The sequence below is a fragment of the Pseudobythopirellula maris genome, from assembly GCF_007859945.1.
Lineage (GTDB): Bacteria > Planctomycetota > Planctomycetia > Pirellulales > Lacipirellulaceae > Pseudobythopirellula > Pseudobythopirellula maris.
On the sequence record NZ_SJPQ01000003.1, the window covers coordinates 247,225 to 272,992 of the forward strand.

General features: G+C 68.9%; 18 protein-coding genes. 2 read left to right on the forward strand and 16 right to left on the reverse strand.

The features are described from left to right. Positions 1-190 precede the first annotated feature (190 nt). The gene (locus Mal64_RS13840) at positions 191-1,303 is read left to right on the forward strand and encodes a DUF1559 domain-containing protein (RefSeq protein WP_146401248.1); all 1,113 of its coding nucleotides are present in this window, start codon (positions 191-193) and stop codon (positions 1,301-1,303) included. A gap of 53 nt (positions 1,304-1,356) precedes the next feature. Further along, positions 1,357-1,725 (forward strand): hypothetical protein, encoded by a 369-nt coding sequence (locus Mal64_RS13845; RefSeq protein ID WP_146401250.1) that lies wholly within the window; start codon positions 1,357-1,359, stop codon positions 1,723-1,725. A gap of 568 nt (positions 1,726-2,293) precedes the next feature. On the opposite strand, the gene Mal64_RS13850 is transcribed toward Mal64_RS13845, so the two are convergent. The 16 genes from Mal64_RS13850 to Mal64_RS13925 all read right to left on the reverse strand — a co-directional run bounded on the left by Mal64_RS13850 (position 2,294) and on the right by Mal64_RS13925 (position 25,766). Then, positions 2,294-3,154, reverse strand: coding sequence for an SHOCT domain-containing protein (locus tag Mal64_RS13850; RefSeq protein ID WP_146401252.1), 861 nt, complete (start codon positions 3,152-3,154; stop codon positions 2,294-2,296). Positions 3,155-3,396: 242 nt separating this feature from the next. Continuing rightward, positions 3,397-5,610: a glutamine synthetase III family protein gene (locus Mal64_RS13855; RefSeq protein WP_146401254.1), complete on the reverse strand. Its 2,214-nt coding sequence runs from the start codon at positions 5,608-5,610 to the stop codon at positions 3,397-3,399. Between the two features lie 321 nt (positions 5,611-5,931). Beyond that, positions 5,932-7,287 carry an NPCBM/NEW2 domain-containing protein gene (locus Mal64_RS13860; RefSeq protein WP_146401256.1) on the reverse strand — a complete coding sequence of 452 codons (1,356 nt, stop codon included), beginning with the start codon at positions 7,285-7,287 and terminating at the stop codon, positions 5,932-5,934. Between the two features lie 13 nt (positions 7,288-7,300). Next, on the reverse strand, positions 7,301-8,326 hold the full coding sequence (locus Mal64_RS13865; RefSeq protein WP_231993752.1) for a prenyltransferase/squalene oxidase repeat-containing protein: 1,026 nt from the start codon (positions 8,324-8,326) through the stop codon (positions 7,301-7,303). Next, complete coding sequence (locus tag Mal64_RS13870; protein WP_146401258.1) at positions 8,323-9,141, reverse strand: hypothetical protein; 819 nt, start codon at positions 9,139-9,141, stop codon at positions 8,323-8,325. Before Mal64_RS13870 ends, Mal64_RS13865 begins: the two co-directional genes overlap by 4 nt. A 40-nt stretch (positions 9,142-9,181) precedes the next feature. Continuing rightward, a complete protein-coding gene (locus Mal64_RS13875) occupies positions 9,182-12,835 on the reverse strand; it encodes a hypothetical protein (RefSeq protein WP_146401260.1) in 3,654 nt (1,217 codons plus the stop codon). A gap of 200 nt (positions 12,836-13,035) precedes the next feature. Further along, complete coding sequence (locus Mal64_RS13880) at positions 13,036-15,453, reverse strand: hypothetical protein (RefSeq protein ID WP_146401262.1); 2,418 nt, start codon at positions 15,451-15,453, stop codon at positions 13,036-13,038. Further along, entirely contained in the window at positions 15,450-17,792 is a 2,343-nt protein-coding gene (locus tag Mal64_RS13885; RefSeq protein ID WP_197525765.1) for a BatA domain-containing protein, read from the reverse strand. Before Mal64_RS13885 ends, Mal64_RS13880 begins: the two co-directional genes overlap by 4 nt. Positions 17,793-17,831: 39 nt before the next feature. After that, entirely contained in the window at positions 17,832-18,215 is a 384-nt protein-coding gene (locus Mal64_RS13890; RefSeq protein ID WP_231993754.1) for a GxxExxY protein, read from the reverse strand. 46 nt (positions 18,216-18,261) lie between these two features. Next, a complete protein-coding gene (locus Mal64_RS13895; protein WP_146401266.1) occupies positions 18,262-19,194 on the reverse strand; it encodes a DUF58 domain-containing protein in 933 nt (310 codons plus the stop codon). Between the two features lie 23 nt (positions 19,195-19,217). Beyond that, positions 19,218-19,712: a YfbM family protein gene (locus Mal64_RS13900; RefSeq protein ID WP_146401268.1), complete on the reverse strand. Its 495-nt coding sequence runs from the start codon at positions 19,710-19,712 to the stop codon at positions 19,218-19,220. A 41-nt stretch (positions 19,713-19,753) separates the two neighbouring features. After that, positions 19,754-20,761, reverse strand: a complete 1,008-nt coding sequence (locus Mal64_RS13905) for an AAA family ATPase (protein ID WP_146401270.1) — start codon at positions 20,759-20,761, stop codon at positions 19,754-19,756. A gap of 69 nt (positions 20,762-20,830) precedes the next feature. Continuing rightward, positions 20,831-23,161: an outer membrane protein assembly factor BamB family protein gene (locus tag Mal64_RS13910; protein WP_146401272.1), complete on the reverse strand. Its 2,331-nt coding sequence runs from the start codon at positions 23,159-23,161 to the stop codon at positions 20,831-20,833. A gap of 247 nt (positions 23,162-23,408) precedes the next feature. Further along, positions 23,409-23,900 carry a DUF420 domain-containing protein gene (locus Mal64_RS13915; protein ID WP_146401274.1) on the reverse strand — a complete coding sequence of 164 codons (492 nt, stop codon included), beginning with the start codon at positions 23,898-23,900 and terminating at the stop codon, positions 23,409-23,411. Positions 23,901-24,012: 112 nt separating this feature from the next. Further along, positions 24,013-24,807, reverse strand: a complete 795-nt coding sequence (locus Mal64_RS13920; RefSeq protein WP_146401276.1) for an ABC transporter permease — start codon at positions 24,805-24,807, stop codon at positions 24,013-24,015. Then, entirely contained in the window at positions 24,804-25,766 is a 963-nt protein-coding gene (locus Mal64_RS13925; protein WP_146401278.1) for an ABC transporter ATP-binding protein, read from the reverse strand. Before Mal64_RS13925 ends, Mal64_RS13920 begins: the two co-directional genes overlap by 4 nt. Between the last annotated feature and the right edge of the window lie 2 nt (positions 25,767-25,768).

Sequence of the window (25,768 nt, forward strand, 5' to 3'; positions counted from 1 at the left end):
GGCGCAGCGGGCGTTTGCCCAAGGCGACGCACCACAACCGACAGACGCGATCCGCCGCCGGTTCTATTCGGCGCGGCCCGCGGCTCCGGAACACAGGCGCGAAAAAAGAGTACTACGCACGGCCCTGAGTTGGCTTCCCCCGGGGAGTCTGCGCCCGGCCGCGCCCGCCCGTTTCACCGGAGAGATTTGCATGCGATCTTGCGTCCGCTCACGCCGTTGCTCGGCCGGCCCGTTGGGGTCCCGCTCCCTCAGGCCTATCTCTCTCAGGCCCGCCTTCACGCTGGTCGAGTTGCTCGTCGTGATCGCCATCATCGGCATCCTCGTCTCGCTGCTGCTGCCGGCGGTCCAGTCGGCGCGCGAGGCGGCCCGCCGGATCCAATGCCAGAACAACCTGAAGAACCTCGGGTTGGCCGTGCTCAACTACGAGAACCAAGCGGGCGCCCTGCCCGCCGCCTGCGAGGCCGAGCCCGACAACGACGACCTGTTCAGCAACGTCAGCCTGATCGAGGGGACGCTCAGCTGGGTCGTCCGCGTGCTGCCTTTCATTGAGGAGCAAGCGGTCTACGACCAGTTCGACCCCCAGGCCGACGTGCTCGGTCAGAGCCTCGACCTGCGTCCCGAGAGCAACGAGCTCGGCGTGATGCTCTGCCCCTCGGACCAGGCCCGCGGCCGGCTCTACGGGCCCACGCGCCGCACGTTCAACAACCGCGCCTTCGCCAAGGGCAACTACGCCGCTTACGTGAGTCCGGAGCACATCAACGCGATGCGCATTTATCCGGGCGCGATGATCAACGAGCGGCAGCCGCTCGCCCGGATCACCGACGGCACGACCCACACGATCATGCTGACCGAGGTCCGCACCCGTGAGAACGCCGGCGACCCGCGCGGCGTGTGGTCGGCGGCGCTTTGCGGGGGCAGCATCGTCAGCCTCGACATGCACGACGCCGACCACCCGATCGGCGGCAACCGCGACCGCAACTCGATGTACGACCCGTTCGAGAACCCCGACATCGACGCGCTCACGCCCAACGGCCGCCCGACCGGCAACAGCGACCGGCTCCGCGCGTGCCCCGACCCCGCGCTCGCCGACCTCGAGCTCATGCCGTGCTCCACGCACAACGGCACCTGGACCGGCGCCGCTCCGCGCAGCCTGCACGTGGGCGGGGTGAACGCCGTTCGCGCCGACGGCAGCATCCTCTGGATGACCGACGACATCGACAAGTTCTTGCTCGCCCGCATGGTCTGCATCAACGACGGGCAGCCCAACACCGAGGGCTCGCTCACGCCGGCGCGGCGCCGCTGACACGCCGCCCCCCTCCCCTTCCCCACGCCGATCTTGCTCCGAGAGCCGCTGCGATGAAACTCCCCCTGGTACTGAGCGCCATTGGCCTCGGCTTCGTGCTGTTCGTGCTGAGCCTCTGCTGGACACAAATCTTCACGGGCGCCTCGCAGTGGACCCCCGAGAAGGCCGAGCTGTGGGCCAAGACCAAAGACCGGCTGCACAACCTAAGCTTCGTGGTCAACAGCCCGAAGCCGCCCCGCCGCCACGCCGACCTCGACGCCGCACGCGAAGAGTACGACCGGGTCAAGGCGGCCAGCACGAAGCTGCAAGCCGAGTTCGAGTCGGCCTACAACGGCCCACGCACCACCGCCACCGTGCTCAAGTGGGCCGGCATCGCCTGCTTCGGCCTGGGGATCGTGGGGCACTACACGCTGAAGGGTTAGCGCGGCGGAGTGGCGCGTTGCGCAGCTGAGTATCGCGCGTCGCTCAGGAGCGGCGCGCTGCACGGCTGACTTTTGAAGACGCGGCTCGAAGGGCCCCCCATGCGGCGGGGCCGAGTCGTGTTCAGACCGAGCTAGAGCGTGTGGCGGCGGCCAAATTATGACGCGCGAAAAATCCGTCGCTTTTCTGCGGCCCTCGCCGCCCCCCGTCTCGTGGCGTAAACCGATGCGGTGGCGTGCGTTACCACAAAATCGCGTTGGCCTAAAAATCGCCTACGCCACTATGGCCCAATAACGATTGCAGAGATTTGGCGATCGATCGATTACAAAGATAATTGGGCGCCGCAGGGGGTCCAACTTTTGCAACCCAGCGGCCCATCGCGCGGCCGGCGCCCTTCTCATCGCACACGCCGCGGGCCGATTCGTCGTAAGTCGTTAGGCGAAGGGAGCAGAATTCCCAAACGCCCCGCGGACGAAAGAGTTTTCAACTATTTCTGGCCGCGCAGAAATAGCCATCAGCGGTCAGCTTCGGAGCGATCAGCTGAATGCTGACAGCTGACCGCATCTCCACTCAAAGCCGTTCGAGCAGTTCGGCTTTCTTCGACGCGAACTCCTCGTCGGAGAGAATGCCCTTCGACTTCAGATCGCCCAGGCGTTCGAGGGCGCCGAACACGTCGCCGCCGCCAGAGCCGCCATCGGCCGGCGCCGGCGCGGGGGGCGCCGGGTCGCTGTAACTGTACGAGGCCGCCGGCGCCGGGGCGGGCGCTTGCTGAGGGGCGACCGGCTGACCGCCGCGCATCACCACCGGCAGGCTCGACAGGTTGACCGTGCCATACTGGCTGCTGAACGTGATCGAACCGCCCGAGCCTTGCTGCTGAGAGAAGCCGCCGATCTGGTGGTCGAGCGTGTCGTAGACCCACACGTCGCCCCCGCTGTCGACCGCCAGCCGGCGGGCGTTGGCGAAGTAGGCGTAGCGCACGTTGTTCTGCGCGCCGGTGGCGCTCGGCGGGCCGAGGTCTTGCGGGTACCACTGCTGCCGGGGGTCGGGCTTGAACAACGACGAGGGGCCCATCGGGGCGCCCGTGCCTTGGTCCTGGTACGAGCTCCCCTGATTCGAGTTGCCTTGGCTCTGGGACTGGAAGCTGCCGCCCGTGGCGAACAGCCCCGGCTCATTGGCGAGCACCTGCGAGATCTCGCCGCAGAGGTTCACCACGCTGTTCTTCAGCCCGTTGTTGAACATGTCGCCGATCATCGTCATGCCCCCCTGCATCCACTGGCCCGAGCCGCCGAACTCCGGGTGGCTGAACTGGGCCATCGTGCCGCGACCGTTCACCACGGCCTGCAGCATGGTGGTCACCGCGTCGGGGCTGAAGCCGTAGCGGTTGGAGAGGTCGTTGACCAGGTTCTGGCCTGCTTGCGTGAGCTGCGTCATGGGAGTTGTCGGGGGAGAGGGGCCGCGTTGGCGACCGGGCGACTGGGAGGGCGGGGTCGTTCGCATCGGTCAGGATACCCCAGACCCCACGCTATAGCGAGGATCGCAGCATGGGCGATGGGCTCCGAACCGCTTCCGTGCCGCCGGAAGCGACCCGGTCACTACACGAAAAAGGCGACGGGCCCCCCTGCCGGGGAGCCCGCCGCCTGTCGTTAACGCTTGTCCCTAAGCAGGGATGCCGATCACTTGATGAACAGCATCTCCTGGTAGGTCGGCAGCGGCCAGATGTCGTCGGCGCAGATCGCCTCGAGCTTGTCGGCCGCGGCGCGGACGGCCAGCATGGCCGGCAGCACCTCGTCGCAGCACTGCCGCATGTCTTCGCAGCCACCCTCGGAGGCCTTGGCCAGCGTGGTGGTGCCGTCTTGCAGCTCCTTGACCAGGGCGGTCACCTTGTCGAGCGTGTCCGTGTCGAACTCGTAGCCCACCGCCTTGAGGGCGGCGCAGGTGCTGGCGAGTTCGTTCTGGAAACGGATCGCGGCCGGGAACAGCAAGGTGCGGGCGATCTTCTTCGTGAGGTTCGCCTCGACCTTGACCGTCAGGCAGTACTGCTCGACGTAGGTCTCGTAGCGGCTCTCCAGCTCGCGCTCGCTCAGAACGCTGTACTTGGAGAACAGCTCCTTGACCTCGGGCGTGCAGAGCTCGCCGAGGGCGTCGGCCGTCGTCTTCAGGTTCTTCAGGCCCCGCTTGGCGGCCTCGGCGTGCCACTCGTCGCTGTAGCCGTTGCCGTTGAAGATGATCGGGTCGCACTCGTTGTAGATGTCGGTCAGCAGCTTCTGGACCGCGCCGTTGAGCTTCGAGGCGTCGCCGCCGGTGGCGGCCTCGAGCGCTGTGGCGCAGTAGTCAAGCGACTCGGCGACGATGGTGTTCATCGCCACCAGCGGGCCGGCGATCGACTGGTTCGAGCCGACGGCGCGGAACTCAAACCGGTTGCCGGTGAAGGCGAACGGGCTGGTGCGGTTGCGGTCGCCGGCGTCCTTGGGCAGGTGCGGCAGGACGTCGACACCGACCGCCAGCGTGCCCTTGGCCAGCGACGACTCGGCGGCGCCGTTCTTGATCTGCTCGAACACGTCCGTCAGCTGGTCGCCTAGGAAGATCGAGATGATCGCCGGCGGGGCCTCGTTGGCGCCGAGCCGGTGGTCGTTACCGGCCGAGGCGACGACCGAACGCAGCAGGCCCTGGTGCTTGTACACCGCACGGATCACCGCGGCGCAGAACACCAAGAACTGGGCGTTCTCGTGCGGCGTGTCGCCCGGATCCATCAGGTTGCCGTGCTTCGAGCTGCCGAGCGACCAGTTGACGTGCTTGCCCGAGCCGTTGACGCCGGCGAACGGCTTCTCGTGCATCAGGCAGGCCATGCCGTACTTGTCGGCGGTCTTTTTCAGCACCGACATGATCAGCTGCTGATGGTCGGTCGCCACGTTGGCGGTCTCGAACATCGGGGCGAGCTCGAACTGACCGGGGGCCACTTCGTTGTGGCGGGTCTTGATCGGCACGCCGAGCTTGCAGAGCTCACGCTCGGCGTCAAACATGAACGCCAGCACCCGGTCGGGGATGTGGCCGAAGTAGTGGTCGTCGAACTCCTGGCCCTTGGGGGGGGCGGCGCCGAACAGCGTGCGGCCCGAGTTCAACAGGTCGGGGCGGGCGTAGTAGAAGCTCTTGTCGATCAGGAAGTACTCCTGCTCGGGGCCGGCCGTCGAGGCGACGAACGCCTTCTCGTCGTGGCCGAACAGCTTCAGGATGCGGTGCGCCTGGGCGTCGAGGGCCTGCATCGAACGCAGCACGGGGGTCTTCTTGTCGAGCGCCTCGCCGGTCCACGAGACGAACGCCGTGGGGATGCAGAGCGTCGTGCCGTTGGGGTTCTCGAGGATGTAGGCCGGGCTGGTGACGTCCCAGATCGTGTAGCCGCGGGCCTCGTGCGTGGCGCGGATGCCGCCCGTCGGGAAGCTCGAGCCGTCCGGCTCGCCCTGGCAGAGTTCCTTGCCGCTGAACTCGCTGAGCGTGCTGCCCTCGGCGGTGGGCGCCATGAAGCTGTCGTGCTTCTCCGCGGTGCCGCCGGTGAGCGGGTAGAAAATGTGGGTGTAGTGCGTGGCGCCGTGCTCGAGGGCCCAGTCCTTCATCGCCGAGGCGACGATGTCGGCCACGGCCGGGTCGAGCTTCTCGCCGGCGTCGATCGTGCTCATCAGCGACTTGAACACGGTCTTCGGGAGCCGGTCTTTCATCTCCGACTTGTTGAAGACGTTCGAGCCGAACAGGTCTTGTGAGGGGGTCTTCGCGAAATCGAAGCGCGAGCCGCTCGCCTCGTAGCTCGAGGCCGTCGCGACGGCCGCCGAACGAGGCGATACGCCGCCCGAGGACCGTTTTCCGCCAGTGCCGTTGCCGTCAATCGTCATGCTCATCGAACCACTTACTCTGCAGAAGGGAGGGAGGGGTACAGAAGGGCCTCTAAGAGAATTACTTGCTTAGAAGGTTAGCGCGGTGAGTGTCGCGCAGCCGGCCGACTCCACCTCGGCGGGCCTGTGCTCATGCTACCGAAGCCACAAGCCCCGGGGTACCACTTGGCTAGCGCCGAGTCTGAAAACTTTGGCCGAATCGTCACAAAGCGCAATATCGAAGGCCGGCAGGGCCCTATTTTGCGCGCCGAGTAGGCAATGCCTGCCCAGCAAGCAGGCGGACCAGCCGTTTCACGCCCAGCGAGCGGGCGCCCTTTGCGGTCGCTACTATGGCGTCTCGTCAACCCACACGAGCCGCGCATCGAGCCAGTCGGCGTGGTCCAGTTCATCGCCGCGGTCGGCGAAGTCGGCCACAAGCACCAGCCCGGCGGCGCCCGCAAGGTCGACGTCGATCGGTGTGGGCGCCTCGCCGCCGCGGATCACGGGAGTCTCATGGGCGAGATCGAGCGCGCCCTCGACGATGCGGTAAACGCGGAACACCACGCTGCCTGGCGCCGCTTGGCGAGGCTCGGCGGCGAGTTCGGCGTCGCGCACCGCGGAGTCATCAACACCCACCTCGCATTGAAAGCGGAGCCCTTGCCCCGGGTCGACCCGGTAGACAAGCCGCGAGGCGGCGTGGACCGCGAGGCCTTTGAGCCGCCGTTCGCCGCCCGAGCTAAGCGGTTCGCCACGCAGGTTCTTGTCGGCGCCCAAACGCCACGAGAGATCGAAGTAAGGGGGCTGCTGGTAGTCGACCGGCTTGAGGTCGGAAAGGTAAGTCACCGCGTCGCCCGACAGCGGCTGCAAGAAGGTAACGTCGCTCGCCTCGGCCTCGACCGCGAGCGGGTCCGCAAGCCCGCTCGGCGCCACGCTGAGCGACGCTCCGTCGGGCTCCACGCTCACGCGCTCGGCTAGCAGCAGCGACCCGTCGGCGAAGCCGACAGCGCACGCCGCGGGCGTGGCGGGCGCCCCGGCGCCGTTCAGCCGGACGGCGAGCACTCGCTCCAGCGCGATTTGGACCGGCGCGCTTTCGCTATTGCTTGCGCCCACGGCAAGCGACACCGCCCCGCCATCAACCGCCACGATCCGGCCGTCGAGCCGATCGCCGCCGACCAAGTAAACACGATCGGCGCCGACCGCCTGGTCGTGGCTCGAGTCGGCGAGTTGCGCGGCGCTCGTCCCCTCACGGGCCGCTTCGAAGACGATCCAGCGGACCGTCGCGCGGGGCGCCGCCAGTTCGCCAAACAGCTCGGTTCGGACCCACAGCCCGTGGGCGTCCAATCGGACCGACCCGTCGGCCTCCCAAGAGTCGGCGGCCGTCACGCGCGAGCCGTCGGCGAGCAACACGTGGGGCGTGCTGGCCTGCTCGGGCGGTCGCCCCCAACGAACGAGGTCGTTCTGGCGGAGCGGGCCGAGCGGCGCCGGGGGGTCGTCGCCCTCGTGCGCGGCGCCGGAGTCTTCCGGCAAACGCAGCATCAGGCCGCTCGCTTCGGACCAAGCCACCAAGCGAGCCGACTCGACGGTGCGTCCGTCGCGCAGCAGGGCGTCGCGCCGGTGCGTCTCGGCCGACGCAGCGCTTGGAGAGAACAGGCTGCACAGGACCAGCACGAGGAGCGCTGGCGCATCGGGCGTGCGGTGGATCATCGCGTCTGCGTGGTTATCGCTGGAAGATCGGGATCGTGTTGTTCGGTATCTGCAGCACGACGCAGGCCATCGCCGTGCCGTAGTGCGGTCCGTTGCTGTCGTTCCACGAGCCGTCGCGTTGCTGACGGGCGAGCAACGCGTCGCGGGTGACGGGGTACCAGCGCGCCCAGCGGGCGTCGCCCGCCTGCCACATCGCCTGCATGCCGTAGTACATGCCGTAGAAAAAGTGCGAGTTGCGTTCACGCCGCACGACCTGCGGCATCTGCGCCTCGAGATAAGCGAGACCGCTCTCGACCGACTCGTCGTCGTAAACGCCCGCGCTGTAGAGCGCGACCACACCGGCCGCCGAACGGGGGAACATGCTCGAGCGGTCACGCGGCGTGTAGCCGAAACCGCCGTCGGGGTTCTGGCAGCGTTTGACGTACTCGATGCAGCGTTCGACGGTCTGGCCCGGCACGTGGATGCCGGCGTTGCGGGCCGCCCGCAGGGCCATGATCTGGCAGATCGTCACCGAGATGTCGGCGTCGACGGGCTTGGGCTGGTAGCGCCAGCCTCCCTCGTTGTTCTGGGCCGAGATGATCAGCCGGATCGCGCTGGCGAGGCGGTCGCGCAGGTCCTCGCGTTCCGTCATGCCATAGGCCTCGGCCAGGAACAGCGTGGCGAAGCCGTGGCCGTACATCGGGCCGTGGCTGGTGGCGCCGTCCACAGCGATGAAGCCGCTCGCCTGGGTGTGGCGCAGCAGGTAGTCGATCGCCCGGTCGATCTCGTCGCCGTACGGGCCGCGGCCGGGCGAGCTGCCGCTGGAGAGAAACGCCATGCCGGCCAACGCGACGATCGCCGGGTTCTTTCCCATGCCGCGGCCCGCGTAGGAGCCGTCGGGCTGCTGGGTCGAGGCGAGGAACTTCAAGCCGCGATCGATGGCGGCGTCGGCCGGGGCGACCATCGCGGCCGCCTGCGCGGCGGCGTCTTGCGCCAGCGCGACCGGGGCCGAGGCGAGTAAGACAAGGATGATGAGTGCGAATCGGGACGCCGCGATCACGGTGCGGCCTCTTCCTCTGCCAGACGCTGGAAGTACTTCTGGATCTCTTCGCGGTACTCCGGCAGGAAGTCCTCGGAGCCCGACTGCAGCATCTGCTCACGCACACGCTCGGGCAAATGGCCCCACGCCTGCTTGAGAGCCTCGGGCATCGGCTTGCCGGCGGCGCCGCCGGCGGGGGCCGACCCCATGCGGGTCGTCGAGCTGCGCGCGGCGCTCTGCGCGGTGGTCGAGCCGGCCGGCTTGCCGGCGCCCGGCTTGGGAGCGCCCGGCTTGCTCCGCTGGCTCGCCTGCTTCTTGCCCTGCTCTTTCTTGGATTGGCTCGGGTTCTGGCAGCTCTGGCACTGCTGCTCCATCTTGGCGATCAGCGCTTCGAGGTCGGCCACGACTTGCTTCTGGGCCGTCAGCGCCACGGTGCCCGTGTCGCGGTCGGCCAAACGCTGCTCGGCTTCTTTCATGCCGCCCACGATCTTGTCGAGCGGCGACTCGCCCAAGTCCTCGCCCGCGCCGGGGCCTTGCGGCAGTTGCGCGCCGGCGGCGCCGGGCCGGCGCATACGTTCGAGCGTATCGCTGTCGGGCACGGCGATCCAATCGGGCGTCGGCGCCAGGGGGCGGTCCTTGGCGCCGGCGGGCGGCGCGGTGGGGGCGAGCAGGCCGCCCAGGTCGCCGCCGAGCAGGCTGTCGCCCAACCCACCGGTGGGAGGGCGGTTGGGAGCGGCCTGTGCATCGCTTGCGGCGATCACGCCGATTGTGGCTACGCAGAGCATCGCCGCGCAGAGCGTGGCCGCCATCGCGGCTGTGGGATTGGTCGACTTCACCTGAGGACGCCTAGGGGTTGAGTCGGGGGCGGTGGCCGCATCACTCGTCATTATTCCGACGCGCGAGCTCCAGCACCAGTTCCATCAGTCGATTCTGCTCCTCGGCCAGCTGGCGCCCGGTGCGCCAATCGGCCGATTCTTCGTCGCCGGCGGCGTCGGCCTCGAACAAACCGGTGCGGCCGTTGAGCTCCATCTGCATCAGCCGCAACATCTTCAATTCAGCCACATCGATCGGCGAGGGGGGAGGCGACTCGCCCCCATCCCCTGCCCCGCTCGGCGGCGGCGCCCCCTCTTGCTGCTGCTCGTTGAGCTCCTGATTCTGCCGCAAAACCTCGGCCACGTGTTTAAGCCGCGTCAGGGCGGACAGTTCGGCTTGCTGGGTCTGGCGGCCCAGGTCGGCCCGGGCCAGGCGTTCCAGCGCTTGCCCCATATCGAGCGACGCGCCGCTGAGGGCCATCTCGAAGACCGGCCGGCTGGCCATCTCCTCGGCCGCCGCCGTGACCTCTTCCCGCAAGCCGAATTGTTGCTGTCCGATCGTGCGTATCGAATCACGTTGGGCTTGCGCTTCTTCGCTAAGTTTCAGCGTGCCGTCGAGCACCGCGCGTTGCGTTTCGACATAGCCGTCGATCTTGGCCTTCAGCTTGTCGAGCAGCTTCTGAGCGACTTGGTCCTCGAGCTGCTTGATGCGTTCTTCGAGTTGCTCCTGCGCTTCTTGCAAGCTCTCCTCGGCCTCGGCGAGCTGCTCGTCTTGCGGCTGCTGCTGGTCGCCCTCTTGCTGACCTCCCTGCTGCTGGCCGCCTTGCTGGCCCGATTGCCCGCCCTGCTGCGACTGCCCGCCCTGCTGCGACTGGTCACCCTGTTGCGATTGACCACCCTGTTGCGATTGGGCGATCTGCTCGCCGCCGCGTTGGGTGCTCTGCCCGGCGGCCGGCGCGGTGAGGCGGTCGAGCTGACGGCCCAGTCGCTGCGCGTCCTTGGCGAGCTGCTCGCGCTCGGCGCCGTCGGGCGATTGGCCCCCTTCGGTTTGGCGACGCATCTCGCCGAGCTCTTGCTGCAAGCCGGCGAGTTTCTCGCTCGCCTCGCGGAGCCGCTTGGCGAGCTCTTCGGCGTCGCCGGCGCCGCGTTGGCGGAGCGCCTCGAGCATCTCGCGCAGGTCGTCGGCCGCTTGGGCCTGCCCCTCGGCCGCGGCGCCGAAGCGGCTGTTGGCCACGTCGCGGGTGGCGCTGCGGAGCTTGCCGGCGGTCGAGCGCTCCTGGGCCTCGGCCAGCGCGTCGGATACGGCGTCCTTGGCGCCGGCGGGACGGCCGGCGGCCTCGGCGCCAGACTCTTGGTCCGAAGCGTCCTCCGACGACTCGGCGAGCCGGCGCATCGCCTGCTCCAGCTTCGCGAAGCGGCGGCCGATCTCGTTCTGCTGGGCGGCGAGTTTCTGGCGGGCCGCGCTGCGTTCCATCCGGTCGAGCTCGGTCGACGAGGCGAGCTCCGCCGCCTCGCGCACCGTGGCGTCGCGCAGCTCGCGCTGCGCCTCTTCGAGCGCGGCCAGCTCCTGGGCGAACCGCTGGTAGTCGGCCCAGCCGGCGAGCGACTCGGCCGCCTGCTCGAGCGTTTCGATCGTGTCGTCTTGCGCGGCGGCGGCGCCGGCAAGCGACTCGCCCAACGCGGCGCGGTCCTCCGCGTTGGGCTCGCCCGTGAGGGCCTCGGCCAAGCGGCGGCCGTCGGCGATCGCCCGCTGGGCGTCGGGGAGTGTCTCGCCGGCGAGCCGGTCGAGCTGCTCCTTCGCGCCGGCGAGCTGGCCGGCCAGTTCGGGCCGCTCCAGACGGTTCCGCTCGATCGTGCGCTGCATGTCGGCTGCCAGCCGGGCGGCGCCGCGCCGCGGGTCGGCTACCGCGGCCGCGGCCTGGCGTTGCTCGAAGCCGAGCGTCGTGAGCCGGTCGACCGTGTCGCGACTCACCGGGGCGCCCTGCTGAAGGTCGATCCCCAGCTCGCCGACCCGCTCGCGGGCCTCACGCTCGGCGTCGAGGCCACGCTGGATCTCGGCCAGCAGTTCCGACTGCTGCTCGGCGAGTCGTGAGTCGATCTCCTCGTCGGTGACGATCGTCACCCGCCGCGCGATCGGCGCCTCGCCGACGCCCGGCTTGTAGTCGGTCGCTCGGGCGGTGAGCGTGAGCAGGTCGCCGGGGGCGAGGCCCATCGGCTCGAGGTCCCACGACTCGCTCGCCACGCCACGCGCGGGCGGGTCGTCGAAGCCGCGGGCCGGCGGCTGCGGATTTCCTTCGTCGAGCGTGAGCGGCTCGATCTCCTCGGCCTCTTCGGCGTCGCCGCCGATGGCTTGACGCGTGCGGGCGACCTCAACGGTGTGGACCGCCAGGTTGTCTTCGGCCGATACGCGCAGCTCGATCAACGCCCGCGCGGAGACGTACAGGTCGTCGATTGGCTCGAGCCAGACGACCTCGGGGGGCGTGTCGGGCTCGACCACCAGCTCGCGCCGCGGCCCGTATCCAACGAGGTCATCGGGGCTCGTCAGCCGCACGCGGTAGCCGACGCTCTCGCTGCGCGGCCGCGCTCCCTCGGCGGCCTGTGGGAGCGTGGCGATCCACTGATCGGGGGCGACCGCAAAACGCGAACCAATTCCCACTTGCTCATCGGACGAAGCCTCCAGCGGCGCCAACTCGGCGGCGATCGTCGAGCCGTCTTCGAACTCGATGGCCGCGGCGCTCACCGCGGAGCTGGTTTCACCCGAGACGGCAAGCGACGTGCCCTCCAGCACGCGCGCGTGCCCCGTGAACTCCGCCGGCGGCAGTCCTGAGTATTCGGGCGGGCGGGCGTTGACAACCATCGACGCCACGCCGGGCGGGTCGACCACCTCGACGTCGATCCAACGCATCGTGTCGTCGTCGCCGCCGGTGGCGCGGTAGGAGAAGGGGCGTTGCACCGATTCGCGTTCGGCGACCAGCCGGTCGCCCACCGGCCGCATCGGGCGCCGCTCGATGGTCGCGTTGTCGCCGCTGCGGAACAAGATCTGGGCGTCGGCGGGCGGCTCGCCATTGAGGTCTTCGAGCACCGCCTCGAACGGCTGCCCCTTGGCGAGCCGGGTGACCGGGTCGACGAACGCCAACTGGTTGCGGCGTGGCCACGGCGCGTCGGCCCACGGCGCCACGAGCCTCGTGGCCGCCAGCCCTAGCGACGAGGCGTCGACCACAGCGAACAGCACGAGCGCCGCCACGACACCGGCCACGGCGTGGGCCGCACGCCGGGCGGGCGCCGGGTCGACGATCCCTTCGAGGTCCATCGCCTCGGTGTCGACCGCCGCCCGCACCACCACCGCCCGCCGCAGCTCGGCCGAGCCGGCCGTCGTGTCGCCCTGCGACTGCTCGGCGAACTCCAGGGCGCTCGCCAGCCGGCTGCCGAGCTCCGGGTGGCGCTGCTGCAACTGCTCGGCCACGGCGAGTCGGTCGACCGACTCACGCCCCGGCCGGGCGAAGCAGCGGCGCCAAGCGAGCGCGCCCACGGCGACGACCAACCCCGCGGCGAGCCAGCGCATGCCGGTGTCGTTCATCCGCGAGACGGCGTCCACAGCCATCAGCAGCAGCGCGACGCCGAGCACCAACGCCACGACCCATCCCACACCCTCCCACCACCCGAGACGACGGGTGCGAGCGACGATCTGGTCGATGCGTTGGAGAAGGCGTTCGGGCACGGGTCAATTCAACGAGGGCGGTCAGTTGGTGGAACCACGGATATCACGGATTATAGATGGCCACAAAAAGGCACATAGAAACACAAAAAGAAACTGTTCAGGTATCGGCTTTCGGCGAATGCCATGGTCCTTTTAGTCTTCGTGCGTTCTTGTGCCTTTTCGTGGCCATCGTCATCGGTGCCCATCCGTGCAATCCGTGGTCAAAGCATCGCAAAGCGTTTTCGCAGCACCCACTCGGTCACCAGGCAGCCGCAGATCGCAAGCAGCAGCGGCCAGCGGTTCCACAGCTCGACGGGCGGCAGCGACTCGATCGGCACACGCCGGCCGCGCGGCAGGGCGTCGGCGATCTGGTCGGCGTCGGCGAGCGTGAAGTAGGCGCCGTGCGAGCGCTCGGCGGCGGCGGTCATCGCGGCGCTGTCGCGCTCCACGTGGGCCAGCTCGCCCGGCGGGGCGGCGATCTCGAACTCGGCGATCACCGGCCCCGTCTCCTCGGCCCCCGGCGCGCCCGTGGGGGCGTCGGCCAGCAGCGCCCGGTAGCGGCCCACCGGCAGGCCGGAGAGTGTGGCGTCGTAGCGGCCCTGGCTGTCGGGGCTCGAGCGCATCGCCACGCGCCGCTGCGCCTGGCCGGTCGACTCGATCAACAGCCGCGGCTCGGCGCCCTCGCCCGGGGCGAGACGCTCGTCGCGGTAGCGCAAACGGAGCCGCACCGGCTCGCCCGCCTCGTACAGCTTGCGGGTCGAGGCGAGCTCGACCCCCTCGCCGCCGGCCGTGAGTTTGCCGCGGGCCAGCTCGCGGATCGCCTGCACCCAGTAGCGGGCGAAGTAGGCGTCGCCCACCCGGTACCGCCAGCTCCAGGAGCTGTCGAACGCGTGCATCAGCACCCGCCCGGCGCCGTAGAACTGCGAGACGATCATCGGCGCCGCCTCGCCCGTGGCGAGCTTAGCCCGGGGGTGCACGGCCAGCACGCGGGCGGCGGGCTTCGGCGCGCCGACCTCGGCGTACCAGTACATCGGCGCCAAATTTCTCCAAACGCGTGATGACTGCTGCGGAGAATCGTCGAGCTGCATCGAGGCCGACAGCTCGCCGAGTTCCGTCGGCCGAACGACGAAGCCGGGGTCGGTCACGGCGCCGTCGTGCGCAAGCTCGGTGATCGACACCGGCGCGAGCGCGGCGAAGTCGGCCGAACGGCCGAACTCCCACGGCAGGTGCCGCGGCCCGGCGACCATCGCCAGCCCTCCCCCTTCGGCGCTGACGAAACGGGCGACCTCGGCCCAGATCGATCGCGGCAGCAGCGTGGGATCGAGGTCCACCAGCAGGATCACGTCGTACGAGTCGATCTCGTCGCGGCGGAGCGGGAACCGGCCGAGCGCCGTGAGGTCCGACTCGACGTACCCATAATCGGCCTCCTGCAAGAAAGTGCGCAGCTTGATCGTCTCGTCGCGCTCGAGCAGGTGCTTGAGGTAGCGATACTCGTAATTGGGGTAGCCGGCGGCCAGCAGCACGTTGATCGCGTCGTCGCGCACGCGAAGCGTGTGCGAGAGTTCGAGATCGGCGGCGTCGGCGGCCGCCAGCTTCTTGTCGTCGCCGCCGGCGAGCAGCTCGGCTCGGAGCGTGTAGCGTTGGACCCCCGCCTCGGTCGGGCGGTGCAGCAGCCGCACCGGCTTGGCGGCTTCGCCGGCGCCGATGGCGAGGGTCTCGTCGGCGAGCACACGCTCATCACCCTCGCGGCGGAGCGACACACGCACGCGCTCGCCCTCCAAGCCGCGGGTGTGGAGCGTCGCCCGGAAGCTCACCAGGTCGTCGACGAACGCCGCGTCGTCGGCCAGCAGCTCGGCGAGCCGCGCCTCGGGGGGCGCCTCGTCGCGGCCCAAGCCGACAAAGTAGAGCGGCGCCCCCGCCCGGCGGGCCGCCTCGGCGGCGTCGGCGAGCGAACGGCCGGCGGTGTTCTGCCCATCGGTCAGCACCAGCACGCCCTGCGGCGTGGCCCGATCGGCGGCCGACACGACCGCGGCGAGGGTCTCGCCGAGGCGCGTCGTCGCGGCGCGCGGCTCGCCGAGGCTGGCCAACCGGTCGGCCATGCCCGACGCTCCGCCGGTCAAGTCCGATTCATCCGCCAACGCTTCGCCCGTTCCCCCCTCGCCAACGAACGCCAAATCGATCTCGTAATCTTCGGCGATCGCGGCGAGCAGCGCCGCGTTGTCGCGGGTGAGCAGCTCGCGGGCCAACGCGTCGCGGGTGGGCGACGCGGCGCCCGCCGCGGGGCGGAAGGCCTCGGGCAGCTCGCCTTCGGCGTACGGGTCGGCGGTGGCCATGCTCTGCGAGCGGTCGAGCACGACCGCGAAGCGAGGCCTCCCGGTGCGGGCGCCCGACAATAGCGCCTCGCTGAGCATCGCCATGATCAGGAGCACGGTCGTCACACGCAGCAGGCCGAGCAGCGTGCGCATCGAACGGCCGGCGGGGGTCCGTTCGCGGCGGTAGCAATAAAACACCAGCGCCGCGGCGCCGGCGATGAACAGCACCGTCAGCCAAGGCGCCCAAGACCAAGTGGTCTCGAAACGCCAAGTGGCGGCCGTCTCAGCGGCCTGGGCGAGCAGCGGCGTTGTAAGAAGATTCGTCACGCCCGGGCCCTCCCAAAACGCTGCGCGAGCAGCGTCTCGAGGAGCACCAGCGCGAGCGCGATGTGCAGCATCCAGCGGTGCACGGCCCAACGGCCGAGAGTCGAGGCCTGGTCACCCGCCACGGTGTCGCCCCCCCGGCGCACGGTGACCGACCGCGGGAAGCGCTCGGCCGACGCCCGGCGGGGGTCGCTCTCACGCGGGTCGACGTTCACGGCGACTGTTCGCAGCGGCGCGGCGCCCCCTTCGGCGGTGAAGCGGTAAACGCCCGCCCGGTCGGCGCCGGCGTAGGTCCATTCCTCGGAGTCGGCCGGCACGTCGATCGTCTCGCCCCGTTGGTCGGGCCGGTCGACCTCGAGCCGCCTGGCGCCCGCTGCGGCGGCGACGGTGATCGGCTCGCCCACCAGCACGCCGCCCGACGCCGCCACGCCCGACGCCACGTAACGCAGCGTCTCGTGAACGAGCGGCAGGAAGCTCGGCCAGGCGGGCAGCGCCGTCCACGGCTCGCCGCCGGCCGGGTCGACCGACGCGAGCGACCCGTCGGTGGTGAACCAAGCGCAACGCCCGGCGCCGTGGTCGACGGTCACCAGCAAAGGGTCGCCGTTCTCGAGCGTGAGCGCGACACGCGCCGTCCCATGGTCCGCCCGTTTGTCCGCGGCGTGCGGCTCGATGGCGAGCGGGAAGTAGCGGCTCACCGGCGTGGTGAGCAGCCCCGCCGCCTCGCGGCCGCGGAACGGCGCGACGATCGGGTGGCCGTACTCGAGCGGGTCGACGCGGTACGACGCCCGGCTGACCGGTTCGCCGAGCGCGGCGGGCAGCAGTGGGCTAGATGGGTGATCGGCCGCAACGCTGAAAGAGGGTTGCTCCGATCGGCGGTCGCTGCCGAGCAACCGGAAGGGGTTGTCCCGCCCTGGACGCCACACGGCCGCCTCGAACGTGGAGCCGAACGTGCGGTTGTAACGCTCGGCGTCGACCCGGTCGCCCAAGAAGAAAATCACCCCGCCGCCGCCTCGGACGTAGCGTTCTAGTCGCGTTGTCTCGTCTTGGGTGAGCCTCGCGACGTTGCAGAAGAAGACCGCGTCGTACTCGGCAAAGTCCAGAGTCGCGAGCTCGGCGTCGGAGACGACCAGCGGCCGGAGAGCCGCGTCGCGCGAGCCGGTCGGGTTGAGGGCGTCGGCCACGTAGCGGGCGGCGTCCCTTCGGCCGGCCACGAGCAGCACCCGCACGTGGGGCCGCACGCCGACGACGAGGCGTCGCGAGTTGTCGATCGTCAGGGCGTCGGCGCCGAGCCGCACCTCCACCACCCGCTCGCCCGGCGTCTTGAACGTGTGAGAGAACTCGACCACGGTCGGCTGATCGGGCGCCAGCTGCAGCCGCTGCTCGTCGACCGGCAAGCCGTCGACCACCAGTTCGGCGACGACCGGTTCGTCGTTTTGCGCGGCAGCCGCGCCGAAGCGGCTCACCTCGGCCGTGATCCGCACCGGGCGGCTCGAGGTGGGCAACGGATCGGCGATCTCGACCCGCGAGACGGCCCGGTTGGGGGCTCCCGTGAGGCCGACGTCGACGACCGACACCGTGGCCAACTCGGCGAGAGAATCAACGACCGATCGCAAGCCGCCGGAAGCGACAGCGATCGTCGCTGCGTACGACGCGGGGGCGCCTTCTGCTGCCGCCGCCCCTTCGAGCGCCCCCCACGTGTTGGCGGCCAGATCGGTGTAAACAATCACCTCGGTCCGTTCGACGCGGCTGCCAACGGCGTCGGCCCGCTCGACGAGCCGCTCGGCGAGGCGGAGCGTCTCGGCCAAGTCGGCGACGCCGTCGGTCGGCTCGATGCGAGATATCGCCTCGACAACGCGCGACCGGTCGCCCGCCGGCTGGGCGAGCGGCGATTGCGAGGCCCCGCCGGCGACGATCACCGAGTGCAGATCGCCCCCGCGGCTGCCGCTGACGAGTTCGGTCGCCAGCCGCTTGGCGACGACGAGCCGGCTTGGCCCGTCGGGGCCTCCCTCGGCCAGGCGCATCGACGCCGAGGCGTCGAGCACCAGCACGCGGTGCGTCCGCACACCGACGTCGCCCAGCCCGGCGTCGAGGAACGGCTTGGCGGCGGCCAGCGTGATGAGCAGCAAGATCAGCGTGCGGATGGCGAGCAAGATCCACTGCTGCAACCGCAGCCGCTTGGCGTGGCGCTCGAGCGCAGCCTTGAGGAACCGGATCGCCGCCCACGGCGTCTCGCGGTGCGTCTGCCGCATCCAGAGGTGGATCACGATCGGCGCAGCGGCGGCCGCGACCCAGCCGAGGATGGCGAGGTTGGCGAAACCGAAGGCTAAGACGATTTGATTCACCACAGAGAGCACAGAGATCACGGAGACAGCGCTTCGATGCTAGTTGGCTAGCCGCACAATTCCGTCCTTCAAGAGTTTGACATTGAAATTGATAAGGAGGCCTATTGGTTTTTTCGCCAGCTTGAGATAGGAGAGCAGCTGGGCTTGATGGATGGCAGCGATGTGGTCCACCGATTTCAGTTCAACAATGATCCGGTCTTCGACCAAGAGGTCGATCCGATAACCTGCCTCCACCAAGTGCCCACGGTATCGCACAGGCAACTCAACTTGGCGCTGCGCCTTGATACCACGATCCAACAACTCGAATGCCAAGCAAGACTCGTAGGCGGATTCGAGCAGCCCTGGCCCGAGTTCACGATGCACCTGCATCGCAGCGTCGACGACATCCCCACTGATCTCGTTGGTGTTCCGTTGCGGCGCCAATCTAATTCTTTCTCTGTGTCCTCTGTGCTCTCTGTGGTGAATCCACTCACCGCACGCGCTGCTGGCGGCGGGCGAGGAACGCCGTCAGCGCTGCGTCCATCGGTTGGTCGGTCCTGAGCCGCACGTAGTCGGCGCCCTGGGCGCGGCAGCCGCTGGCCACCTGATCGAGAAACGCGCCAAACTCCGCCTGGTACGCCTCGCGCAGCCGGGCCGGCTCGACCAAGAGCTCGCCCAATTGCTCCAGGCCTTTGAACTTGGTGGGGTGCATGAACGGGAAGTCGAGCTCCGCCGGGTCGATCACGTGCATCACGATCACGTCGTGCCGGCGGTGGCGGAAATGCTTGAGTCCGGCGAGCAGGCTCTCCGGGTCGTCGAACAGGTCGCTCAGCACCACGACCACGCCACGCCGCGTGAGCCGCTCGGCCAGTTCGTGGAAGATCGGCCCGGCCGAGGTTTTCTCGACCGCCGAGGTCTCCTCCATCACGGCCAGCAGCGAATTGAGCTGCGACGGCGCGCTGCTCGGCCGGATGAGCCGGCGGACTTGGTCGTCGAACGTGGCGAGGCCGACCGCGTCTTGCTGGTGCAGGATCAAGTAAGCCAAAGCCGCCGCGGCGGTCTGGGCGTATTCGAGCTTCGAGAGCGGCGCGCCGCCCCCCTTGCCCGAGCCATCGGACGCCTCGCTGCGGTATTGCATGCTCTCCGAGATGTCGAGCACGAGGTAGCCGATGAGGTTGGTTTCCTCCTCGTACTGCTTGACGTAAACCTTGTCCGACTTGCCGTAGGCCCGCCAGTCGACGTAACGCAGGTCGTCGCCGGGGACGTACTCGCGGTGCTCGGCGAACTCGTTGCTGAACCCCTGGTACGGGCTGCGGTGCAGGCCGGAGACGTAGCCCTCGACGATCCGCTCGGCGCGCAGGCGGAGGCCCTTGAGCTTCGCCAAGGCGGCGGGGTCGAGCAGGCGTTGGGATTGATTAACCACAGAGGCACAGAGGGCACGGAGGATTACTGATCAGCTGTAAAGACAACGGCCCGTCCAGCCTGAGAAGCTCGCTGATAAAAACCGCGGAGTCCTTCGAAATTCTCCCAAAGGTATCCAAAGTCATCCTCTCCAAGCTCCACGTCATACTCGGCCGCGGGAATCATCTGATAGCGTCTTTTCAGTTCCTCTTGATCCAGATCCCTGAGTGCCATAGAGACATCCTTCACCTCGTCTGGTTTTGTAAGGCAGATGATGTAGTCTTCACCTTCGAATAGCCTCTCACCACCTAAGATCGTCAGTTTGAGAGGGTAGTCGCCACCGTCCCAATGGAGATTGCCATCGGTGAGGCAACGATGCAGCCCATCCCATGCTTTATCGGTGTCGTATGACCATTCGTCGTACTCTCCCCCCTCTTCAATCTCTTCAATAATTGCTGACCGATCCACATCGTTCGTCGCAGCAAGTAGCCGTTCCATAACTTCGCCCTCAACTGCAAAGTGAACGCCCAAACAACCCATTGCTACCTCCGTGCACTCTGTGCCTCTGTGGTTAAAACCAATCAAGCCGCCGCTTCGGCGGCGGTGGCGTCGACGAGGGTTTGGATCACGTCGTCCGCCGACACGCCGTCGGCCTCGGCGTTGAAGTTCGTCACGATGCGGTGCCGCAGGACCGGGGCGGCCAGGGCCTTCAGGTCGTCGAGCTCCACGCAGTGGCGGCCGGCGAGCGCCGCGCGGCTCTTGGCCGCGAGCACCAGGAACTGGCTGGCCCGCGGGCCGGCGCCCCAGCTCAGGTAGCGCTCGACCACTTCGGGCGCCGCGGCGGCGCCGACGCGGGTCTGACGCACGAGCTTGATTGCCCAGCTCGCCAGGTGGTCGGCGCACGGCACGCGGCGCACGAGCTCGCTCATCGACAAGATGTCTTCGGCCGTGAGGGTCGATTCGATGGCGTGCTGGGCGCCGGAGGTCGTCGCTTTGACGATCGCCAGCTCTTCGCTCTCGGTCGGGTAGTCGACCTTGACCATGAACATGAACCGGTCGAGCTGCGCCTCGGGGAGCGGGTAGGTCCCTTCCTGCTCGATCGGGTTCTGCGTCGCGAGAACGAAGAACGGGCTGGGCAGCTTGTGGCGCTCGCCGCCGACGGTGACCTGCTTCTCCTGCATCGCTTCGAGCAGTGCGGCCTGCGTTTTGGGCGGGGTGCGGTTGATCTCATCGGCCAGCACGATGTTGGCGAACACCGGCCCCGGCAGGAAGCGGAACTCGCGATGGCCTGTCGCCTTGTCCTCTTGGATCACCTCGGTGCCGGTGATGTCGGCCGGCATCAGGTCGGGGGTGAACTGCACCCGGCTGAAGTCGAGCGACAGCGCGTCGGCGAGCGAGTGGATTAGCAGTGTCTTGGCGAGCCCCGGCACGCCGACCAGCACGCAGTGCCCGCGTGCGAACAGGGCGACCAAGAGTTGCTCGACTACGGCGTCTTGGCCGACGATCACCTTGCCAAGCTCCGCGCGGAGCCGGCGGCTGGCGTCGCCGAGTTGCTGGATCGCTTCGATGTCGGAATCGGGGAGGGTCATGCGGGCGGTGAGGAGGTGAGAGGTGGAAGGCGAGAGGCGAGAGTGGGGAAAGCTGTCAGCGGTCAGCATTCAGCGGTAAGAATAGGAGCGGTAGGGCGCAGCCGGAAATAGCTGAGAGCTGACCGCTGAGAGCTGATCGCTCACACTTAAACGCGCCAGCCCCGCTTCGGGTTCCTTCCGCGGCGCCGGGTGGGGGCCCAAAACGTTGATTCCGTCCTTCCCGGCGACCACCAGCACCCTCTCGCCGCCGAGCGAGGCGGCGGAAACATTCGCCCCTTCGCCTCCCAGCGGCGTGAGATCGACCGGCTGCCGGGCGAGGCCGCCCGTGCGGGCGTCGAGCGTGTAGAGGGCGTCGCGGGTCGGCCAGAAGACTTCGCCGCCGGCCAGGCAGCCGCGGCCCATGCCGCGCAGGCCGGCGTGGTCGCTCTCGGGCCAGGCGTAGCGGCGGGCGCCGGTGAGCGCGTCGTGGCCCCGGACGCGGCGGCCGGACGTGACCAGCACTCCCCGATCGACGCCCAACAGTTCGCCCTCGGGATCGTCCTGCGGCGCCGACCAGAGCCGCGCGCCGCTGGGGGCGTCGAACGCCAAGAGCGAGGGCGAGTCACTCGGCAAGACGAACAGCCGGTCGGCGTCGACAACACAAGCCGCGCGGCTCGAGGCTTCACTGGAAGTCTGGGCGTCGCCGGCCGGCAAGCGGTCGTAAAGAGAGAGCCATCGCACGCGGCCGCTCGTGCGGTCGATCGCGACCACCGCGCCGAGGTTCGTCGCCACGTAGAGCGAGTCGCCCGCGAGCGTCAGGCCGGGGCGCACTGTGTCGGCGGCCGATTGGCTGGCGATCGGCTGCCCGCCGCCGATCGGCGTGCGCCACAGCACGCGGCCGGTCGCGCGCAACGCGCAGAGCACCGAGAGCCGCGGTCGGAGCTCGTCTTCGGCCAATACGGCGTACACGCGCTGGGCGTCGCACGCCGGCGAGCCGACGAAGGTGCTCGACTCGTCGGGGGGTTCGAGATCGAACACCGGCTTGGCCTCGCTCCGCAGATCGAGGCCCAAAATCTTCTCACGCAGAGCCCGCCCGCCGGGCGAAGTGGCGGCTCGCTTCGAGCGAACGGTCGCGTACCACACGCCGTGCGACGCGGTGATCGGCTTGTCATCCGGCGCCGCGCCGGCGGCGTTCGTTCGGCCGCTCAAGAAACGCTGGGGGCCAACGACCACACGGCCGCCCGGCATGAGGCGGATCTGTCCGTTGAGCACACGCACGGCCGCGGGACGCCTGGCGGCAGGGTCGTTGAGGTCGAGTCCGTCTTGGTAGAGCAAACCGTCCTGCGTCGAAGCGGGGGCGCCGGTCGCTAGGTCGGCGGCCCGCAGTTCGCCCTCGTGGCTGTAAAGCAGCAGCGAGTCCATCGTCTGCGGAGCGACTCGTGGTCCTTCGACTTCATCCATCAGGTTCGCAAGGAGACCCAACTGGCGCCGGGCCCGCAATCGTGCTGCGAGTTGTGGGTTGATCTTGTCCAAGGCTTGCGGCTCATCGGACGCCACATCGATCGGCTTGTCCCATTGCCAACCGGCGAGGGGTGCGATCGGCTCGTCTGCAGAGGGTCGCTCTCCCACCGCCGAGATCATCTCGCGGAGGGCGTCGACATAAAGGCCGTCGCGTCCGGCCAAACGGCCCGCCGCATCAGGCGCCCAACGCTCGAGCAGGTCGGCCTCGAGCCTTGCGGCGTCGATCTTTCCAGCACGGAGCGAGGCGACGGCCATGCGGGCCAGCAGGTCGCCGATCGGCGTTGCGCCCTCAGGGCAAACGACGAGACCCGGTACGAGGCTCGGTTCGGCGAGGGTTTGGTCAACCAGCGGCCCGTGCTCGTCGAGGTCGATCCCCGCCAGGGCCACGTCGAGCGGCCTGCCGAACGGGCCGCTGAGGCGGCGATCGCACGAGCGCCACGCGCGGCGGGCGGCCGCCACGTCGCCGCGCTCCAGGGCGACCTCGCCCAAAGCCAGCAGCGCGCGGCCGGCGTGGCTGCTGGCGCGGAGCTCGTCGGCCACCCGTCGCAGCAACGCCTCGTCGCGCCGCGCAAGGCCCTCTTCGAGCCAATCGCGCGCCGTGGCGTCGACCCGCTGGCGGTAGAGGGCGAGCCCTTCGGCGGGCAACGCGGCGAGCAATCGCTGGCAGTGGGCGGCGACCGGCTCGAACAACCCGCTGGGGGCGCCGGTCGAGGTCTTGATCTCGACCAGCTTGCCCGGCTCGTCGGCCGGCAGGGTCTCGAGCAAGTCGATTGCCTCGTCCCAAACGCCCTCGGCCATGAGCGCGCCGACCTGCCGCAACCGGCGCTCCGCCCGGCTGGAGACGCGTTCGGGTTCGAAAGCGATCGCGGGGGCCGGCTCGGCTTCGCCCGCTGCGTCCAACTGCTGGGCGCTGGCTGCGTGCGGGAGGAGATGAATAGCCCCCCAAGCGGCTGTGAGACCAACCAACACGAGCAATCTTCGCGGCGTGGACACCGTCCAACCGTCGCGCAGGGATCGCCAATCAGACTGGTGGGGAGTCGGTCGCACGGGGCGATTGTACCGGCCCCGGCCGAGTTAGACAAAAGCGTCCCCGCGGTGCGAGGGTGGGCAAGATGCGTCGGCTCGCCGCTCGCCGATCGCCAGTCAGTCAGATTTCCGCGCTCGGCCACAGGTGGTAAAGCATCGCGTAAACAACCACGCCGGTCACGGACACGTAGAGCCAGATGGGGAACGCCCAGCGGACCACCGCGCGGTGCTTTTGTCGAAAACGGGCCACCGTCTCGGCGTCGGCGGGCCCGCAGCAGCCCTGGGCGCGGTAGCCGAGGTAGATCGACGCGATGGTGAGGAACGGCACGGCCATCGCCAGCACGACGTGGGTGAGCAAGATGGTCAGGTAAACGTAGCGGACCGGCCCCTCGTGCGTGAAACGGACGCTGCCCACCAGGAAGTGGTAGTACAGGTAGCAGACCAGGAACACCGCGGAGACGGCGAACGCCGAGAGCATCGCCCGCCGGTGGGCGTCCTCCTTGCCCCGCTTGATGAGCCACAGGCCCAGGCAGAGCAGCACCGTGGCCGTCGCATTCAGAGCGGCGTTGAGGTGGACAATCGGGTGGGCGGCGGCGAGCAGGCTCAAGAACATTCTTCAGTCCCAAGGGGGGAGCCACAAAGGAACCAAGGAACGACGAGTGACACAAATCAGACATCTCTCACGTCGCGTCGTTCCTTGGTTCCTTCGTGGTTCTTATTTCACTTTATTTGTAATCCGAGCGGGTGCGGGTGCCGGCGATCCAGGTGCAGGCGGCCAGCATCACCGCGGCGAACACGCCGGTCACCAGCCAACAGAGCCACAGCGGCGGCAGGCCTTCGACCGCGGCCGAGGGGCTCGTCACGGCGTCGCCAATCTCGAGGTACCGCCTCAGGCCCGTCACACCGTAGGTGAGCGGGTTCACGGCGACCACCCAGCCCAAGAGGCCGTCGGCGCCTTGGGGGAACAGCGCTCCGGAGAGCAGCCACATCGGCAGCAGGAACACGCTCATGATGGCGTGGAACCCCTGGGTGCTGTCCATCCGCCAGGCGATCAAAAAGCCGAGCCCGGTGAGCGCGATCGACACGAGCGTCATCATCACCACCGCCAGCAAAGCGTAGGGTACGGTCGGCGTGATCTCTGGCACTCTGGCCCAGCCGAGGGCGAGGAACAGGAGCGCTTGGATCATGGCGATCGCCGAGCCACCCAGCAGCTTGCCGAGCACCATCGCCCAGCGCGGCGTGGGCGCGACCAGCACCCCCTGCAGGAAGCCCTCGTTGCGGTCTTCGATAATGGAGATCGTCGCAAAGATGGCGGTGAACAACAGGATCATCGCCAGCGTGCCGGGGAAAAAGTGGGCGTAGCCCAGGTCGCGTTGGCGGAAGCCCTCGCTGAACAAGAGCCAAAACAGCACCGGCTGCACGAGCCCGCCGATCACCCGGTTGCGTTGACGGAAGAAGCGAACGAGCTCGCGCTCGGCGAGCGCGACAACGACCGGCAATGCGGGAACGGTGTTCGTCATGATTCGGCCTGCTCCTCGGAGCTAAAGAACTTGTGGCCCGTGCGAGCGATAAAAACGCTCTCGAGCGTCGGGCGGCCGATCGTCAGCTCGTCGATCTTGTCGCCGAGCGTTTGGAACAACTTAGGCGTGAGCGCCGCGGCCTCGGGGTGCTCAAGCCGCACGGCGCCGCCCACGACCTTGGCGTCGACCGACAGCGAGTCACGCAGCAGTTGGGCGGCGGCCTCGGGGTCGGCCGTGCGGATCGTGATCGCGTCGCCCCCCACGGTGGCTTGCAGCTCGGCCGGCGCGCCGAGGGCGGCCAGCTCGCCGCGATGGACGATCGCGATGCGGTCGGCCCGCTCGGCTTCTTCCAGAAGGTGCGTGGTGGCGACCACCGTGACGCCCTGCTCCTGGCGGGCCTCGTCGAGGTACCGCCACAGGTCGCCGCGGGCCGCCGGGTCGAGCCCGGTCGACGGCTCGTCCAGGAGCAGCAGCCGCGGCCGGTGCAGCACGCCTTGGGCCAGCTCGGCCCGGCGCCTGAGGCCGCCCGAGAGGGTCTCGACCAAGTCACGGCGGCGGTCGGTCATGCGGAACCGCTCGAGCGCCTCGCCGATCCGTTTCTTGAGCTCCGCGCCCGAAACGCCGTAGAGCCGGCCGTGGCAGCGGAGGTTCTCTTCGACCGTGAGTTTTTTGTCGAGCGCGGGCGACTGGAACACGACGCCCAAGAGCGAACGGACGGCGGCCGCCTCGGTCGCTAGGTCGTGGCCGAACACCGACACCGCGCCCGCCTGCAGCGGCGCCAAGGTCGAGAGCACGCGGAAGAGCGTCGTCTTGCCGCTGCCGTTGGGCCCCAGCAGCGCGAACAGCTCGCCCGCCGCCACGTCGAGCGATAGCCCGCAGAGCGCCTCGCGATCGCCGTAGCGGTGGCGCACGTTATCGACGCGTAAGGCGAGATCGCTGGGCGTGGCGGTGGTGCTCAAGA